The sequence below is a fragment of the Pedobacter terrestris genome (genome assembly GCF_052343045.1).
In the GTDB taxonomy this organism is placed as follows: domain Bacteria; phylum Bacteroidota; class Bacteroidia; order Sphingobacteriales; family Sphingobacteriaceae; genus Pedobacter.
The window spans coordinates 199,352-213,759 of the sequence record NZ_CP180264.1 but is presented as its reverse complement, the minus strand read 5'-3'; the positions used below and the strand labels follow the sequence as shown (position 1 = coordinate 213,759).

General features: G+C 38.0%; 14 protein-coding genes. 7 read left to right on the top strand and 7 right to left on the bottom strand.

Annotation, left to right across the window (positions count from 1 at the left end; all coding sequences use genetic code 11):
• Positions 1-145 precede the first annotated feature (145 nt).
• Positions 146-1,003 (bottom strand): glycoside hydrolase family 16 protein, encoded by an 858-nt coding sequence (locus tag ACJVDH_RS01060; RefSeq protein WP_443945735.1) that lies wholly within the window; start codon positions 1,001-1,003, stop codon positions 146-148.
• 211 nt (positions 1,004-1,214) lie between these two features.
• Between ACJVDH_RS01060 and ACJVDH_RS01055 the strand changes: the two genes are divergently transcribed.
• The 3 genes from ACJVDH_RS01055 to ACJVDH_RS01045 all read left to right on the top strand — a co-directional run bounded on the left by ACJVDH_RS01055 (position 1,215) and on the right by ACJVDH_RS01045 (position 3,635).
• On the top strand, positions 1,215-1,517 hold the full coding sequence (locus tag ACJVDH_RS01055; RefSeq protein WP_443945734.1) for an ArsR/SmtB family transcription factor: 303 nt from the start codon (positions 1,215-1,217) through the stop codon (positions 1,515-1,517).
• A gap of 10 nt (positions 1,518-1,527) precedes the next feature.
• On the top strand, positions 1,528-2,628 hold the full coding sequence (locus ACJVDH_RS01050; protein ID WP_443945733.1) for an NADH:flavin oxidoreductase: 1,101 nt from the start codon (positions 1,528-1,530) through the stop codon (positions 2,626-2,628).
• A 116-nt stretch (positions 2,629-2,744) separates the two neighbouring features.
• Entirely contained in the window at positions 2,745-3,635 is an 891-nt protein-coding gene (locus ACJVDH_RS01045) for a pirin family protein (protein WP_443945732.1), read from the top strand.
• Positions 3,636-3,697: 62 nt separating this feature from the next.
• Here ACJVDH_RS01045 and ACJVDH_RS01040 read toward each other — a convergent pair whose 3' ends face one another.
• On the bottom strand, positions 3,698-4,096 hold the full coding sequence (locus tag ACJVDH_RS01040; protein ID WP_443945731.1) for an HIT family protein: 399 nt from the start codon (positions 4,094-4,096) through the stop codon (positions 3,698-3,700).
• An 86-nt stretch (positions 4,097-4,182) separates the two neighbouring features.
• The gene (greA, locus tag ACJVDH_RS01035; RefSeq protein ID WP_443945730.1) at positions 4,183-4,656 is read right to left on the bottom strand and encodes a transcription elongation factor GreA; all 474 of its coding nucleotides are present in this window, start codon (positions 4,654-4,656) and stop codon (positions 4,183-4,185) included.
• A 244-nt stretch (positions 4,657-4,900) separates the two neighbouring features.
• Here greA and ACJVDH_RS01030 point away from each other — a divergent pair, with 244 nt between their 5' ends.
• Complete coding sequence (locus ACJVDH_RS01030; protein ID WP_443945729.1) at positions 4,901-6,787, top strand: M1 family metallopeptidase; 1,887 nt, start codon at positions 4,901-4,903, stop codon at positions 6,785-6,787.
• A 102-nt stretch (positions 6,788-6,889) separates the two neighbouring features.
• Here the strand turns inward: ACJVDH_RS01030 and ACJVDH_RS01025 are convergent, their stop codons facing one another.
• Positions 6,890-7,366, bottom strand: coding sequence for an OsmC family protein (locus tag ACJVDH_RS01025; protein ID WP_443945728.1), 477 nt, complete (start codon positions 7,364-7,366; stop codon positions 6,890-6,892).
• A 128-nt stretch (positions 7,367-7,494) separates the two neighbouring features.
• On the bottom strand, positions 7,495-8,418 hold the full coding sequence (locus ACJVDH_RS01020; RefSeq protein WP_443945727.1) for a 2-hydroxyacid dehydrogenase: 924 nt from the start codon (positions 8,416-8,418) through the stop codon (positions 7,495-7,497).
• A gap of 211 nt (positions 8,419-8,629) precedes the next feature.
• Here ACJVDH_RS01020 and ACJVDH_RS01015 point away from each other — a divergent pair, with 211 nt between their 5' ends.
• From ACJVDH_RS01015 to ACJVDH_RS01005, 3 genes are all read left to right on the top strand, one after another.
• Positions 8,630-11,116, top strand: coding sequence for a TonB-dependent receptor domain-containing protein (locus ACJVDH_RS01015; RefSeq protein ID WP_443945726.1), 2,487 nt, complete (start codon positions 8,630-8,632; stop codon positions 11,114-11,116).
• Between the two features lie 97 nt (positions 11,117-11,213).
• Positions 11,214-11,687: an NUDIX domain-containing protein gene (locus tag ACJVDH_RS01010; RefSeq protein ID WP_443945725.1), complete on the top strand. Its 474-nt coding sequence runs from the start codon at positions 11,214-11,216 to the stop codon at positions 11,685-11,687.
• A 109-nt stretch (positions 11,688-11,796) separates the two neighbouring features.
• Complete coding sequence (locus ACJVDH_RS01005; RefSeq protein WP_443945724.1) at positions 11,797-12,561, top strand: lysophospholipid acyltransferase family protein; 765 nt, start codon at positions 11,797-11,799, stop codon at positions 12,559-12,561.
• A gap of 6 nt (positions 12,562-12,567) precedes the next feature.
• Here ACJVDH_RS01005 and ACJVDH_RS01000 read toward each other — a convergent pair whose 3' ends face one another.
• Both ACJVDH_RS01000 and ACJVDH_RS00995 read right to left on the bottom strand, forming a co-directional pair.
• Positions 12,568-13,317 carry a LytR/AlgR family response regulator transcription factor gene (locus ACJVDH_RS01000; RefSeq protein WP_443945723.1) on the bottom strand — a complete coding sequence of 250 codons (750 nt, stop codon included), beginning with the start codon at positions 13,315-13,317 and terminating at the stop codon, positions 12,568-12,570.
• 36 nt (positions 13,318-13,353) lie between these two features.
• Positions 13,354-14,385, bottom strand: a complete 1,032-nt coding sequence (locus tag ACJVDH_RS00995) for a sensor histidine kinase (RefSeq protein ID WP_443945722.1) — start codon at positions 14,383-14,385, stop codon at positions 13,354-13,356.
• Between the last annotated feature and the right edge of the window lie 23 nt (positions 14,386-14,408).

Genomic DNA, 14,408 nt, shown 5'->3' with positions numbered 1-14,408 from the left:
TAAAACAATCTTTTGGTTGTTTATATATCTGAGAGCGTTAATTTAGATGACGGGGATAGGTCGGTATGATTTATCCCCGTTCTTTTTTAAGCAGATTTTGCGCTAGTAACAAATCCAAAAATAAATGCTTCAGCAAAATTTATATTTACTTCCCAATCATCCGGTAATAACGAACATAATCAACTTGCATCGTTTGTGGCCATATGCTTTCGTCAACACCTTTCGCACCGCCCCAATCTCCGCCTACAGCGACATTTAGCAGCAGATGAAATTTCTGGTCGAAAGGCCACTCTTTATAACTCTTTTTTTCGTTTATACATTCAAAAACCTGTTCATTATCGTAATAACCACGTATGGCATCTGGCGTCCAATCTACACGATACAAGTGAAAAGCACTGCTTGCACTTTCTATCACTTTAGTGGAAGTTTTTTGTGTATTTATTTTAAAATAATATGCCTCACTATGCGTAGAAAAATGCACCACGTTTTGATCGTAGCCCACATGTTCCATAATATCAATCTCGCCTGATTTTGGCCAGTCACCATATACTCGATCGGTAGGTAACATCCAAATTGCCGGCCAGGTACCGCGGCCGGATGGCAATTTCGCTCTAATTTCAAAACGTCCGTATAAAACATCCAGTTTTCCCCGCGTTACCAGTCGTGCAGAAGTAAATGCTTTTCCTTCTGTATTTTCTTTCTGCGCTGTAATGGTTAATAAACCGTTTGCGACACTTGCATTTGATAAACTATTGGTGTAATACTGCAACTCGTTATTTCCCCAACCGCTACCGCCAATATCGTACGTCCAGTTTCTGATAAGCGGAGCACCATTATTGTCAAATTCATCCCGCCAACTTGGTTTCTCCTCGAACTGATCAGTATGATTTTCTATGTTGGCTTTTGTCAGAGGAGAATCCTGAGTTTCTGGTAAAGCCCATCCGGCGTAGAAACCAATTAGCGGAAAAAACCATTTCAGCGGGGAAATTAGACTTAATATCATAGGGTGTAAATTTATAGGGTTGAATTGCCTGGCTAAAACAGAACAAAAACGACCACATTTTGGTTAGCAATGATTAAACGAATATACAATTTAAGCCGGTCGATTCTCTCATTGTAAACTACTTTCGGTCATCTAAAAATTTTAGGATCACGTTTTTGTAATCTTAAATCGAAATATTGGTATATCGGGAAAAACCGATATACATTTGTGCATGGATCAAGTAGAAATATTTAAAGCACTATCAAATAAGACCCGTTTACAAATCTTAAATTGGTTGAAATCTCCTGCAGAAAATTTTCCGGAACAGGCAAATCCCGACTTTGAAAACCTTGGGGTTTGTGTTGGTCAGATACAAATGAAAAGCGGTTTAACGCAGAGTACCATTTCCGAGTATCTTTCTATTCTTCAGCGCGCAGAGTTAATTACGGCTACGCGGATGGGACAATGGACATACTACAAAAGAAATGACCAAGGATTTGAAAAATTAAATACGATCATAAATACAGAATTATAAATTTAATAAAATGAGCACAGAAGTTTTATTCAGGCCTTTTAGCCTTAAATCACTAAATATTAAAAACAGGATTGTAATGGCACCCATGACGAGATCATTCTCTCCCGATGGTGTACCAACCGATGCAGTTGCAGCCTATTACAGTAAAAGAGCCGCGGGCGATGTGGGTCTTATCCTTTCAGAAGGAACAGTAATCGACAGGCCATCATCTTCAGCAGACCCGAATATTCCGCATTTCTACGGTACCGAAGCGTTGGCCGGCTGGAAAGGTGTGATTGAAGGCGTTCATCGGGCAGGTGGCCAAATGGGACCTCAAATCTGGCATCAGGGCATTATGGAAAATCATACATCTGGCTGGGTACCAAGCACACCTTTTGAAGGCCCTTCAAGTTTCAATAAACCGGGTTTTGAAAACGGTGTTCCGATGACAGATGCAGCAATTGCAGATACCATTACAGCTTTTGGCCAGGCTGCGGCAGATGCGAAAGCATTGGGTTTTGACACAGCCGAAATTCACGGCGCACACCAATATTTAATTGACCAGTTTTTCTGGGATGCAACCAATAACCGCACAGATATTTTTGGCGGGAAAACGCTTGCAGAACGTACACGCTTCGCTGTAGAAGTGATTAAAGAAGTACGCAAACGTGTTGGCGATGATTTTGCTTTAATTATTCGTTTATCGCAATTTAAACCTGCCGCTTACGATTTTAAACTGGCTAAAAATGAGCAGGAAATGGAACAATGGTTAACGCCATTGGCAGATGCAGGTATCGATATTTTCCATTGTTCACAACGCCGTTTCTGGGAACCAGAATTTGAAAATTCTGATTTAAATTTTGCCGGATGGGCAAAAAAAATAACCGGAAAAGCGACCATCACGGTAGGTTCTGTTGGCTTAAATGGCGATTTCTTTGGCGCATTTGCCGGACAAAGTTCTGAGCCAAGCTCATTAGATGAATTAACCAGAAGAATGGACCGAGGAGATTTTGATCTTGTGGCTGTTGGCCGCCCGTTACTGGCAGATCCTAACTGGGTTCAAAAAATTAAAAATAACCAAACTTCAGAACTAAAGGGCTTTTCTAAAGAAGCTTTGATGGATTTGGTATAAAATTTCAGCTACAACAAAGGTGCTTTAATTTAAAGCGCCTTTGTTGTAATCTGATTACCTGTTTCTATTAATTGCTGTCTTTTACCTAACTTAGAACATATAAACCGTATAAAAACATGTCCAACATTTCACTTATAATTGATGAACGGCCGGCAAATATTGGCAATTTTATGGTTGGCAGGCTTTTGCCCTTTAGAGACAAACGTACTGTTGGACCATTTGCTTTTATAGATCATATGGGGCCAGCAGCTTTAAATGATCACGAAAACCTTGATGTTCCGCCACATCCGCATATTGGTTTATCAACCTTAACTTTTTTATTTGAAGGCGAGATTACGCACAAAGACAGTCTTGGTTCTGATGTCGTAATTAAACCCGGGCAGGTAAACTGGATGACATCTGGCAGAGGAATTGTACATTCTGAACGTACGCCAGAATATCTTCGTCAATCTGATAAAATGTTACATGGTTTGCAGATTTGGGTTGCTTTACCTAAAGAACTGGAACAAATGGAACCCAACTTTTTCCATGCTGATGAACAAGATATTCCTGCCTGGAAAATCGGTGAAATTGATGTTAAACTCATTGCCGGAAAAGCATTTGATAGAGAATCTCCCGTTCCGGTTTACAGTCCGCTTTATTTCCTTGAATTGAAATCGTCAAGTAAACAAACCATTAATATAGGAGCAGATTTATTTGGGGAAAGTGCATTGTATATTTTAGAAGGCGCGATTGAAAGTGATGGGCATATTTATGAACCTAAACACATTTTGATTGCCAACGACACTAAATTGTGTGCATTTACGATGCATGAAAATACAACGGTTTACATTTTTGGTGGAGAAGCTTTTCCTGAAGAACGTTTTATTTACTGGAATTTTGTTTCGTCTGATAAACAACTGATTGAAGAGGCCAAAAAGAATTGGCAGGAACAGACTTTTAAACCTGTGCCTGGCGAAACGGATTTTGTTCCGCTACCAGAGCAAAGTAAATACGTTAAAAAATAAGAAAAGGGCAAATGGATAAACCATTTGCCCTTTTTTGACCCTTAAAATGATCAACACAAAATTTATTGCGCCAGTAATGCCATTTTTATTCTTTCGGCTGCATCAGCCAATTCTTCTTCGGTTGGACTAAGCTTTTCTTTACTAAAATTCATATCACTCACATTATTCATCGGTATAAGATGAATATGTGCATGTGCAACCTCAAGTCCGATTACTGAAACACCAACTTTTTTGCAGGGAAATGCTTCTTTTAAACCATTGGCAACAATTTTTGCAAACATCCAAAGACCTACATAAAGATCTTCTTCCATATCAAAAATATAATCCACTTCAATTTTCGGAATAACCAGAACGTGGCCAGCCGCAAGCGGTTGGATGTCTAAAAAAGCCAGATATTCTGTGGTTTCTGCAACCACATGTGCATTAATTTCTCCGGCAACAATTTTTGAAAATATAGTCATAAAAAAGGTAGAAGGTTAAAGGTATAAAGGTGATGGTTTTAATAGCGGAGTGAAGACTGTAAGCCTTAAATCCTCCGCTTCATACCTTATCTTGAAATTTCCAGAACTTCGAATTGCATTTTTCCTGCCGGAACTTCAATCTCCGCAAATTCGCCAACAGATTTACCCAACAAACCTTGAGCAATTGGAGATTTTACAGAAATTTTTCCGGTTTTTAAATCGGCTTCGCTTTCTGCAACCAATTGGTAAGTCATGGTCGCATTATTTTTTACGTTTTTAATCTTTACTATAGATAATGCCAAAACTTTGGTAACGTCTAACTTAGACTCATCAAGCAGGCGTGAATGGGCAAGTGTATCTTCAATTTTTGCAATTTTTGCTTCGTGCAAACCCTGCGCTTCTTTAGCGGCATCATATTCTGCATTCTCAGATAAATCGCCTTTATCTCGTGCTTCAGCAATTGCTTTCGCAATAGATGAACGTCCTTCGGTTTTTAAAAAATGTAATTCCTCCTTCAGTTTATCTAAACCTTCTTTAGTATAATAGGTAATCTCTGCCATAGCTCGTTTTCTTTCTTTAATCCTATAAAAAACAAACAAGACTATATAGTTGGTTTGCTACATAGTCTTGCTTCAATTATAACGAAGATAAAATGCGAAAATTACAAAAGCAAATAATTGAATAAATTTTGATCTTCGATTAACATATCCTAACATTTACCTCTCGTATCAATTTTGTTGTGGCTTGCCTTCTGGCGAACATTTCGATGCTTTATTTTTACTTTTATCCAAAATATCCTTCACAATGAAAAAATTATTAACCCTAACCCTGCTCGCTTTTTTAGTTACTGAGGGTATTTCAGCTCAAGAGCTGTACATGCCCAGAAATATTAAGGCAGCTTATTTAAAAGGTACGCGTGCCGCAAATGGAAACCCAGGTGCAAATTATTGGCAAAACCACGGCCGTTATACGATGGACATACAAGTTGATGCCGATACCAAAGTTGTAAGCGGAACGGAAGAAATCTTATACAGCAACAATAGTATGGACACGTTAAAAACACTTGCCATCCGTTTTGTAAATAACATTCATAAACCAACTTCGCCAAGAAGCGGTGCGGTAAGTGAAGGCTTCTTATCAACCGGACTTAAAATTTCAGCTTTCTCTATTGATGGAGAAAAGTATAAAGTGGACGCAAAAGATTGGGCAACGGTTGGCAACGTAAAACTGAATAAGCCCTTAAATCCAAAATCGAAAGTTACGGTAAAAATAGACTGGAGTTATCCCCTTTCAAAAGAAAGCGGACGGGAAGGACAGATTGATCCAAATTCCTTTTTTGTAGCTTATAGCTATCCACGCATTTCTGTTTATGACGACTACAATGGTTGGGATAGGATTCCACATACCGATAGAGGCGAGTTTTACAATGATTTTAATGATTACGTTTTTTCTATTAAAGCGCCCAAAAATTACGTAGTATATGCCACTGGTGATTTTTTAAATCCGGATGAAGTTTTGCAACCCGAAATTTCTGCCCGTTTAAAGAAATCTTACAATAGCGATGGCATTTTCCATATTGCTACAGAACAAGAATTGAAAGATGGTAAAGTGACGGCGCAAAAAGATTGGAACACCTGGAAATTTACCGCAAATCACATTACCGATGTAACTTTCGCACTAAGCAACCATTACATTTGGGATGGGGGAAGTGTAATTGTAGATTCGAAAACCGGCAGAAGAGCGAGTGCACAAGCGGCATACAACGGCAAAACTGGTCCAGATTTTGTCAACTCTGTGAAATACAATATCAATGCACTTTCATGGTTTTCTAACAATTGGCCGGGCATTCCTTATCCTTATGCAAAAACGATTGCTTTTCAGGGATTTGCCGATATGGAATATCCAATGATGGTGAACGATTCAAATTTTGATGATCCGGTTTTTGCACAATTGGTTCAGGATCATGAAGTGGCACATACTTATTTCCCCTTTTATATGGGCATTAATGAAACGCGTTACGCGTATATGGACGAAGGTTGGGCTACAACTTTTGAATATTTAATCGGCATTGCCGAGCACGGAAAACAGGCTGCAGATGATTTTTATAAAAAATTCAGAGTAGACCGTTACATTAACGATAAATCGGCAGAAGAAGATCAACCAGTAATTTCTATGTCCGATCAGGTATCTGGTTCCGGTTACGGCAACAACTCTTATGGAAAAGCTTCCTTATCTTACCTGGCTTTAAAAGATATGTTAGGCGATGAATTGTTTAAAAAAGCATTACACCATTATATGAATACCTGGAATGGTAAACACCCAATTCCGTGGGATTATTTTAATTCAATGAATACAGGATCGGGCCAAAACTTAAACTGGTTTTTCCAGAATTGGTTTTTCACCAACAATTATCTGGATTTGAAACTGGAAGGAATTAAAAAAGTGCCGGGAAAATCCTCTGTATCTATTTACAATACGGGCGGTTTTGCCATTCCGTTTGATGTAAAAATAGACTATGAAGATGGAAGCAGTTCTGTACAACATTTTACACCTGCAGTGTGGAAATCTGGTGCAAAACGAATTACACTGAACTTAAATGCAACAAAAGGAAAAAGCATTCAGAAAATAACTTTAGACAATGGAATTTTTATGGATGCAACACCTGAAGATAACAGTTGGATAAGCAGATAACCCATTTTACCGCTGGCAATACAATGGATATTGCCAGCGATAAATTTTAATTCTAAGTAATATTGTCAGAAAATATCTGATATGGCGTTGGCAATTAAAAAATCAAACGTTTTCTGCATTAAAACTCGCCAGATGTTTTACAGGGAAATTTAGTGAGTTGGCAATAAAACATTTTTTATTGGCTTCGTGATGAAGCGATTCTGCCAATTCAAATTGTGTTTTATCTGCGATTAAAACTTGGGGATGTAACATTACTTCTCTGAAACGGCCACTTCCATCGGCAGCCTCTTCCATAACACCAACAGCTTCGTCTTTATAATCGATTACAACAATTTCATGCTGTGAACACAAATGCAGAAACCACAACATGTGGCAGCTGGAAATTGATGCTAAAAGCAAATCCTCCGGATTGTGTTTAGTTTTATCGCCTAAAAAAGCAGAATCTGAAGACCCTGAAATATCAGCTTTCCCTTCTACAGAAACAACATAATCCCGATCGTAAGAACGGTAATCCATTGTACCAGAACCTTTGTTTCCTGTCCAGGTAATTGTTGCGGCGTATTGATGATCTTTTGGCATGATGTGATAAGTTAGAATTGTATAACAAGTTAATAAAACAGACCGATTGCAGAAAAATATTTTAACTCAATTGTTCTTGAAATTTCTTTAAACAAATCCAAAATGCAGAATTATCATCCACACAGAAATTATATTGCGGCTAATTTATCGGCAAGTACTTCCGAAATTTTTCGGTAAGAATCAAAAGTCCAACCGCCTACATGTGGCGTTAAAATTACCTTTTCATTTTCTCGCAATGTATTGTACCAAACTTGTTGGCCTAAAGCAGGGAATTTTTCTGTTTGCAATACATCCAAACCAGCACCCAAAATCTTTCCAGATTCCAAGGCACTCAGTACAGCTGTGGTATCTACAATTTCGCCACGCGCGGTATTGATAAAAAAAATGGGCTTTTTAAAATGGAAAAAATATTCTTCATTCACCATCTGGCGGGTTTCTGCTGTAAGGGGAATATGCAAACTCAATACATCACTGTGTTTAACAATTTCTTCCATACTAACTTCTCTCGCAAAAGCATCAGAAAAACCGGTTTTATATTTATCATACGCCATTACATCTACTTCAAAACCAGCCAGTTTCTTAGCGAAGCTTTGCCCCATAAATCCGTAGCCAATAATGCCAACTTTTTTTCCTTTTAATTCATAACCGCGGTTTCCTTCGCGATTCCAGACGCCGTTTCTGATTTCCATATCCGCCCTGCGGAAATTATTCATCAAAGCAAGTAGCAACCCGGTGGCATGTTCACCTACGGCATCGCAATTTCCTTCTGGTGCATTAATTAGTTGTATACCTTTTTCAAAAGCGATTTTGTCATCAATATTATCTAACCCGGCTCCTGCCCTGGCCACGAATTTTAAGTTGGGTGCAGCAGCAAATATTTCTTCGTCGATTCTGAATTTTGTCCGAACCGCAATACCTGTATATGCATTTATTTTTTCCAGAGTTTCTGCGCGGGTAATGTGTGGTTCATCGTGTACTTGGTAGCCCATAGCAATTGCCCGTTCTTTAAAGATCGGATGCAAATCATCCACAATTAAAATCTTCTTGCTCATGCAGGCAAATGTAACATTTTAGCCATTGACAAAATGTGATTTGGCGCGTAATTATTGGGAATAAGCTGATTTATAACGCTAAACTGACGTTACAAACTCACAAAAATTTTACTATAAAACCCCTGTAATAAAATAGTTACCACGCTCTAATTAAACTAAGTTGCCGTTACTTTGTCTCCCTTTACAAAAACACACACAAATAGATTTCTTAATGAAACAATTACAACGCAAAACAATACAGATTACCTTATTATTCTTATGCTTTTCACTAAGTGTATTCGCACAAAGTACCGGAAAAGCCAAAATTACCGGCGTTTTGAAAGATGCCACTACCCAAGAAACCATTCCATTTGCTTCTGCAGTATTAGTAAATAAAGCCACAAAAGCCAATGTTAAAATTGTACAGACTGATGTAAACGGTGCTTTTGTTATGACTAATGTTCCGGCCGGAACATTTACTTTTAAAATTAGCTATGTAGGATACCAAACCATGGTGCGCGATAATGTGGTAATCAGCGCAACAACAGGGACGCTTAATTTTGGCGACATAAAGATGAATCCTTCCAAAGGAAATATTCTAAGTGAGGTTACCGTAACGGCCCAAAAAGCACCAATGCAGTTGGGTATAGATAAAAAAGTATTTTCTGTAGACCAAAGTTTGGTAAGCGAAGGCGGATCTGCCGGTGATTTACTTCAGAATGTACCTTCTGTATCTACAGATATGGATGGTAATGTGAGTTTACGCGGATCTACCGGCGTTAAGGTTTTAATTGATGGAAAGCCATCGCTAATTGCCGGCGGAAACGTTGCACAAATTCTGCAGTCTATTCCTGCGAGTTCCATTGAAAGCGTTGAGGTAATTACCAATCCATCGGCTAAATATGACGCAGAGGGCCAATCTGGTATCATAAACATTGTATTGAAAAAGAATACCAAACTTGGTTTCAATGGCTCTGCAGCTGTAACAGCGGGTAACCGTGATAATTATAACGCAAATACAAACCTGAGTTTCCAAAATAGCAAGGTTAATATTTATGGAAATTACAGCTATCGTTATGGCAATAGAGTTGGCGGTGGTTTTCAAGACATTACGTACAAAGATGAGACAGATGGCACAGCTTTCGCCAACCAAACCACTACGCAAAATTCATTAGACAAAGGCCACAATGCCAAAGCAGGTTTAGATTACTATGTGAGTCCAAAAACCGTATTAAGCCTTTCAGGTGGTTTTAACTCCAGAACGAATGACCGCAATGAAACCATTAATATTTTGCAAAACGACATTAACCGAAATGCCAGAACGTATAGCAATAGATACAACACAACAGCTGGAGATGGCTCCAGCTACGATTTAAATCTGGATGTGACACAAAAATTCAAAAAACCAAAAGAAGAATTGTTGTTTAACTTTGGTTACTCACATGGAACAAATAACAGCGACCAGGAATACTACACTAATGTATATAATTCTTTTGGTCGTGCTGTAGATATTGATCAGAGTTTGCAACGCATCTGGAATACCGGAAACAATACAAACTACAATATCCAACTGGATTATGCTTTGCCTGTTGGCGAAACGGGTAAAATTGAAGCGGGTTACCGCAGCCAGATTAAACTGGGTAATAACAATCAATATGCAGATTCTGTGCTGAACGCCGGAAACCTGGTGATACAGAACAATAGCTTAAACAACGATTTTAACAATAAAGATCAGGTTCACGCTTTGTATTTGAATTACCAGAACCAGATTAAAAATTTTGGCTACCAGTTGGGTTTACGTGCCGAAGATGCAAGACTTGACACTTACCTTTTAGGTTATCAAAACAACGTATTAACAGAATCAAATGGAAATATCCATTACAAAAGATTGTATCCAAGCGTATTTTTAACACAAAAGTTTAAAGGCGAACAACAATTACAGGCTAGCTATACACGTCGCGTAAATCGTCCGCGCCCTTGGGATACAAACCCCTTTTTAGATGTATCTGATCCGTTAAACTACAGACAAGGTAATCCAAATCTATTGCCGGAAGATGTACACTCTTTTGAATTGGGTTATAGCAAATACTGGAAGAAAGTAACCTTAACATCTAGTTTGTACTTGCGTAAAACCAATGATGTTATTCAAAGAATTAGAAGCACACCAGAAAACGGTGTAATTACAACAACACCGCAAAACTTAACCAGTGCCATTAATAGTGGTCTTGAAGTTATTGGCCGTTTTGATCTTATAAAAGCGCTTAACTTTACCACCAACGTAAACGTTTATCAGGCAAAATATCAAGGTGATGCACGATATAATATTGAAACCACCAGTGGTTTCAGCTGGAATGCAAACGTAACCGGAAATTTAACAGTAGCTAAAAATGTTTCCGTACAGGTTAGAGGAGATTACCGCGCGCCAGAAGTGATGGCCCAAGGAAAACGCAATCCAATGTATGGCATTGATGGTGGTGCGAAATACGATTTCCCAAATAAAAAAGCTTCATTAAGTTTTAACGTGAGAGATATCTTTAACACCAGAAGATGGAGCATGATTACGGAAGACAATTCTACCATCGTTGATTTCTCCCGCCGTATGCAAGGTACAATGGGTAACCTGACTTTCTCTTACCGTTTCGGTAAAAACACTTTCAATTTTAGCAAGAAAAAGAAAGATGATCAACAAGACAGACAACCAGACGAAGGTTCGTTCTAAAAATAAATTAAAGGCATCTAATTCAGTTTAGATGCCTTTTTTATTTCGGACAAAAACATCTTTAGCCAATTTGCTTCTTATTTTTTTACCTTGCGGCATGGAAGACGAAAACCCCTGGCAAATTTTAGAAAGCGAACAGATCTACAAAAACAATTGGATTAACGTAACCGAACACCAAGTAATTAATCCTTCTGGTGGAAAAGGAATTTATGGCGAAGTGCATTTTAAAAACTATGCAATCGGCATCTTACCGCTCGATGAAAACCAGAATACCTGGCTGGTTGGACAATATCGTTTCCCACTTAAAGCTTACAGCTGGGAAATCCCGGAAGGTGGCGGACCGCTAAACCAACAACCTTTAGATAGCGCAAAACGAGAGCTTTTAGAAGAAACAGGAATGCGCGCAGAAAACTGGACAGAAATACAACGCATGCACCTTTCTAATTCTGTAAGTGATGAACTGGCCATTATTTATATTGCACGCAACTTGAGCTACGGAATTGCAATGCCCGAAGAAACCGAGCAACTTACCGTAAAAAAATGCCTTTCGATCAAGTTTATCAAATGGTAATCCATGGAGAAATTACAGATTCTATGACTGTAGCCGCTATTTTAAAAGCAAAACTGATGATTTTATCGGGTGATTTGTAATCCTTATCTTTGCGTGTTACAAAAAACCAATGAATAAAATTTTCGGCTATATCTTAACTCCGGTTTTCTATTTCTTTTTCGGATTATCGCTTTGTATTTTCCATCCAATACAATGGGTTTGTTATAAGTTTTTTGGCTATAAAGCACATAAAATTTCTGTAGACGCCCTGAATTTCTGTTTGACGTATTGCCAGTTATTTTTGATCAACAGCATTTCTTTTAAAAACAACTTTGATTTACCTACCAACCGGCCAATTATTTTTGTGGTTAACCATCAAAGTATGTACGATATTCCTTCTCTGATCTGGTTTTTAAGAAAGCACCACGCAAAATTTATTTCAAAAATAGAACTGACCAAAGGGATACCTTCAATTTCTATTAATCTGCGTTTAGGCGGCGGCGCAAACATCAACAGAAAAGACAACAAACAAGCCATTACCGAAATTATTAAACTGGGCCGGCGGATGAAAGAAAATAACTGGAGTACAGTTATTTTTCCGGAAGGAACAAGATCAAAAGACGGATTGGTAAAAACCTTTCAGTTTGGCGGTATTGCAACACTTTTAAAATCAGTTCCGAATGCGCTGATTGTTCCTATTGCGATAGAAAACTCATGGAAGATTGTTCGTCGCGGTATGTTTCCACTTTCTCCGGGAAATGCATTAAGGTGGACGGTTTTACCGCCAATTGAACCTGAAGGAAAAAATGCCAACGATATTACGCTAGAAGCGGAAAATGAAATCAGGAGATTGTTGGGGCAAGATAAAGATTTAACTTCATCAATTGCCCTTTAAGTTTTTTTAAATATTCTTATTGCCAATTACGCGGAAAAATTCATCCCGATAGGTATCTCCAACGGGAATAATTTTGCTTTGAATGGTAATCCGGCTACGCTCTATGCTTTCAATTTTATCAACTGCGATAATGTATGATTTATGCACGCGGATAAACTGGCCTTGTGGCAAAGCTTCTTCCATCTTTTTCATACTTTGAAGCGTAATTATACGTTCATCTTTCGTAAAAATGGAGATATAATCTTTCAGACCTTCTATATATAGAATATCATGAAGATATATTTTTTGGATCTTATGTTCTGTTTTAACAAAAATATAATCCTGTATTGGATTTGGATTGCCTGAAAAAGGTGCCGGCGTTACAATGGGTTGCGCAACACTTGCCTGAACTTCTGCTGGTTTAAACTGGTTATTTACCTTTTCTACGGCTTTATAAAACCGATCGAATGCAATGGGTTTAAGAAGATAATCAGACACATTCAGATCATAACTTTCTAATGCATATTGCGGATAAGCGGTAGTTAAAATGAAATGGCACTTATTTCCCGCTATTTTTAAAAACTGTATTCCAGTAAGCTCAGGCATTTGAATATCCAGAAAAACCAAATCAATACCGCCTGCCTGTACAATCTGTAAAGCTTCAATCGGATTTTCACATCTTTTCGCCAGGGTTAAAAAAGGAACTTTAGAAATATAATCCTCCAGAATATCGAGGGCTAATGGTTCATCGTCAACAACAATACAGTTCAGGTTCATTTTTAGTTTCTTAGGTTTAGGTTTTTAAAAGCGCGATTAGATGTCAATCATTAGTTCGCACGTGTAATGCGTAGCCGAATTTACAACATTTAATTTATATCTATCCGGATAAATCAATTGCAACCTGCGCTCTACGTTTACCAATCCAACTCCGCCTTGCGCATCTTTATTTTGCTGGTTTTTTTTATTGATTACACTAAAATGCAGAATTTTCTGGTTGGCAATAATATTAATACGAACCGGTTCTTGTGGATCTGTAACCACACCATGTTTAAATGCATTTTCGACAAAGGAAATCAGCATTAACGGCACAATTTTCTGATTGTCTATTTCGCCATTCAGACTCAGTTCTATATAAGCGCCATCTTTAAAGCGGATTTTTTGCAGCTCGATATAATTGGTCAGATATTCTACTTCTTTATTGAGCGCTACTGTTGGCGTATTGCTTTCATAAATCATGTACCGCATAATTTCCGAAAGTTTTAACACGGCATCTGCGGTTTTATCCGACTTCTGATAAGCCAATGAATAAATATTATTTAAGGAATTGAAGAGAAAATGGGGGTTTAACTGCGATTTTAAGAACTGCAATTCCATTTCTCGCCGTTCACTTTCCAGGTTGCGTTGTATCCTTTCGCTGTTAAACCAATCTACAATAAACTTTACAACAAAGCTGCACACCATAAAAAAGCCACAAACGAAAATCTGTGCAACATAATATTGAGACACACTAAAGCTGCGTTTCTGCCCTTCAAATTCGTATTGCATCATTGTATCCACATTTAAAACCGCAACGCCAGTTTTAATAAATGCAGTAGCGGCAATAAGCAGCAAAAAAGTGATCACATACAACCAGTACTTTTTTCGGCTTTTAATAAACTCCGGAATAAGAATGAGGTAATTGATGTAGAAAACTGAAATATTAATCACACTGAAAAGCCCGAAAGAAATCAGGTAATAGTTTTTTGGGCGAGCCTCTTTATTGAATATAAAATCTAAAATAATGAAGGCGAAAATAAATAACCAGTATAAACTGTGTAAAACTAAAGGGCCCCTGCTTTTTTTCATGCTCCAAAATAAACAAACTTTTA

What these genes read in the sequence shown, in the direction of transcription:
- ACJVDH_RS01060 (WP_443945735.1), bottom strand. Translation starts at nt 1,003, where the DNA reads ATGATATTAAGTCTAATTTCCCCGCTGAAATGGTTTTTTCCGCTAATT.
- ACJVDH_RS01055 (WP_443945734.1), top strand. Translation starts at nt 1,215, where the DNA reads ATGGATCAAGTAGAAATATTTAAAGCACTATCAAATAAGACCCGTTTA.
- ACJVDH_RS01050 (WP_443945733.1), top strand. Translation starts at nt 1,528, where the DNA reads ATGAGCACAGAAGTTTTATTCAGGCCTTTTAGCCTTAAATCACTAAAT.
- ACJVDH_RS01045 (WP_443945732.1), top strand. Translation starts at nt 2,745, where the DNA reads ATGTCCAACATTTCACTTATAATTGATGAACGGCCGGCAAATATTGGC.
- ACJVDH_RS01040 (WP_443945731.1), bottom strand. Translation starts at nt 4,096, where the DNA reads ATGACTATATTTTCAAAAATTGTTGCCGGAGAAATTAATGCACATGTG.
- greA (WP_443945730.1), bottom strand. Translation starts at nt 4,656, where the DNA reads ATGGCAGAGATTACCTATTATACTAAAGAAGGTTTAGATAAACTGAAG.
- ACJVDH_RS01030 (WP_443945729.1), top strand. Translation starts at nt 4,901, where the DNA reads ATGAAAAAATTATTAACCCTAACCCTGCTCGCTTTTTTAGTTACTGAG.
- ACJVDH_RS01025 (WP_443945728.1), bottom strand. Translation starts at nt 7,366, where the DNA reads ATGCCAAAAGATCATCAATACGCCGCAACAATTACCTGGACAGGAAAC.
- ACJVDH_RS01020 (WP_443945727.1), bottom strand. Translation starts at nt 8,418, where the DNA reads ATGAGCAAGAAGATTTTAATTGTGGATGATTTGCATCCGATCTTTAAA.
- ACJVDH_RS01015 (WP_443945726.1), top strand. Translation starts at nt 8,630, where the DNA reads ATGAAACAATTACAACGCAAAACAATACAGATTACCTTATTATTCTTA.
- ACJVDH_RS01010 (WP_443945725.1), top strand. Translation starts at nt 11,214, where the DNA reads ATGGAAGACGAAAACCCCTGGCAAATTTTAGAAAGCGAACAGATCTAC.
- ACJVDH_RS01005 (WP_443945724.1), top strand. Translation starts at nt 11,797, where the DNA reads ATGAATAAAATTTTCGGCTATATCTTAACTCCGGTTTTCTATTTCTTT.
- ACJVDH_RS01000 (WP_443945723.1), bottom strand. Translation starts at nt 13,317, where the DNA reads ATGAACCTGAACTGTATTGTTGTTGACGATGAACCATTAGCCCTCGAT.
- ACJVDH_RS00995 (WP_443945722.1), bottom strand. Translation starts at nt 14,385, where the DNA reads ATGAAAAAAAGCAGGGGCCCTTTAGTTTTACACAGTTTATACTGGTTA.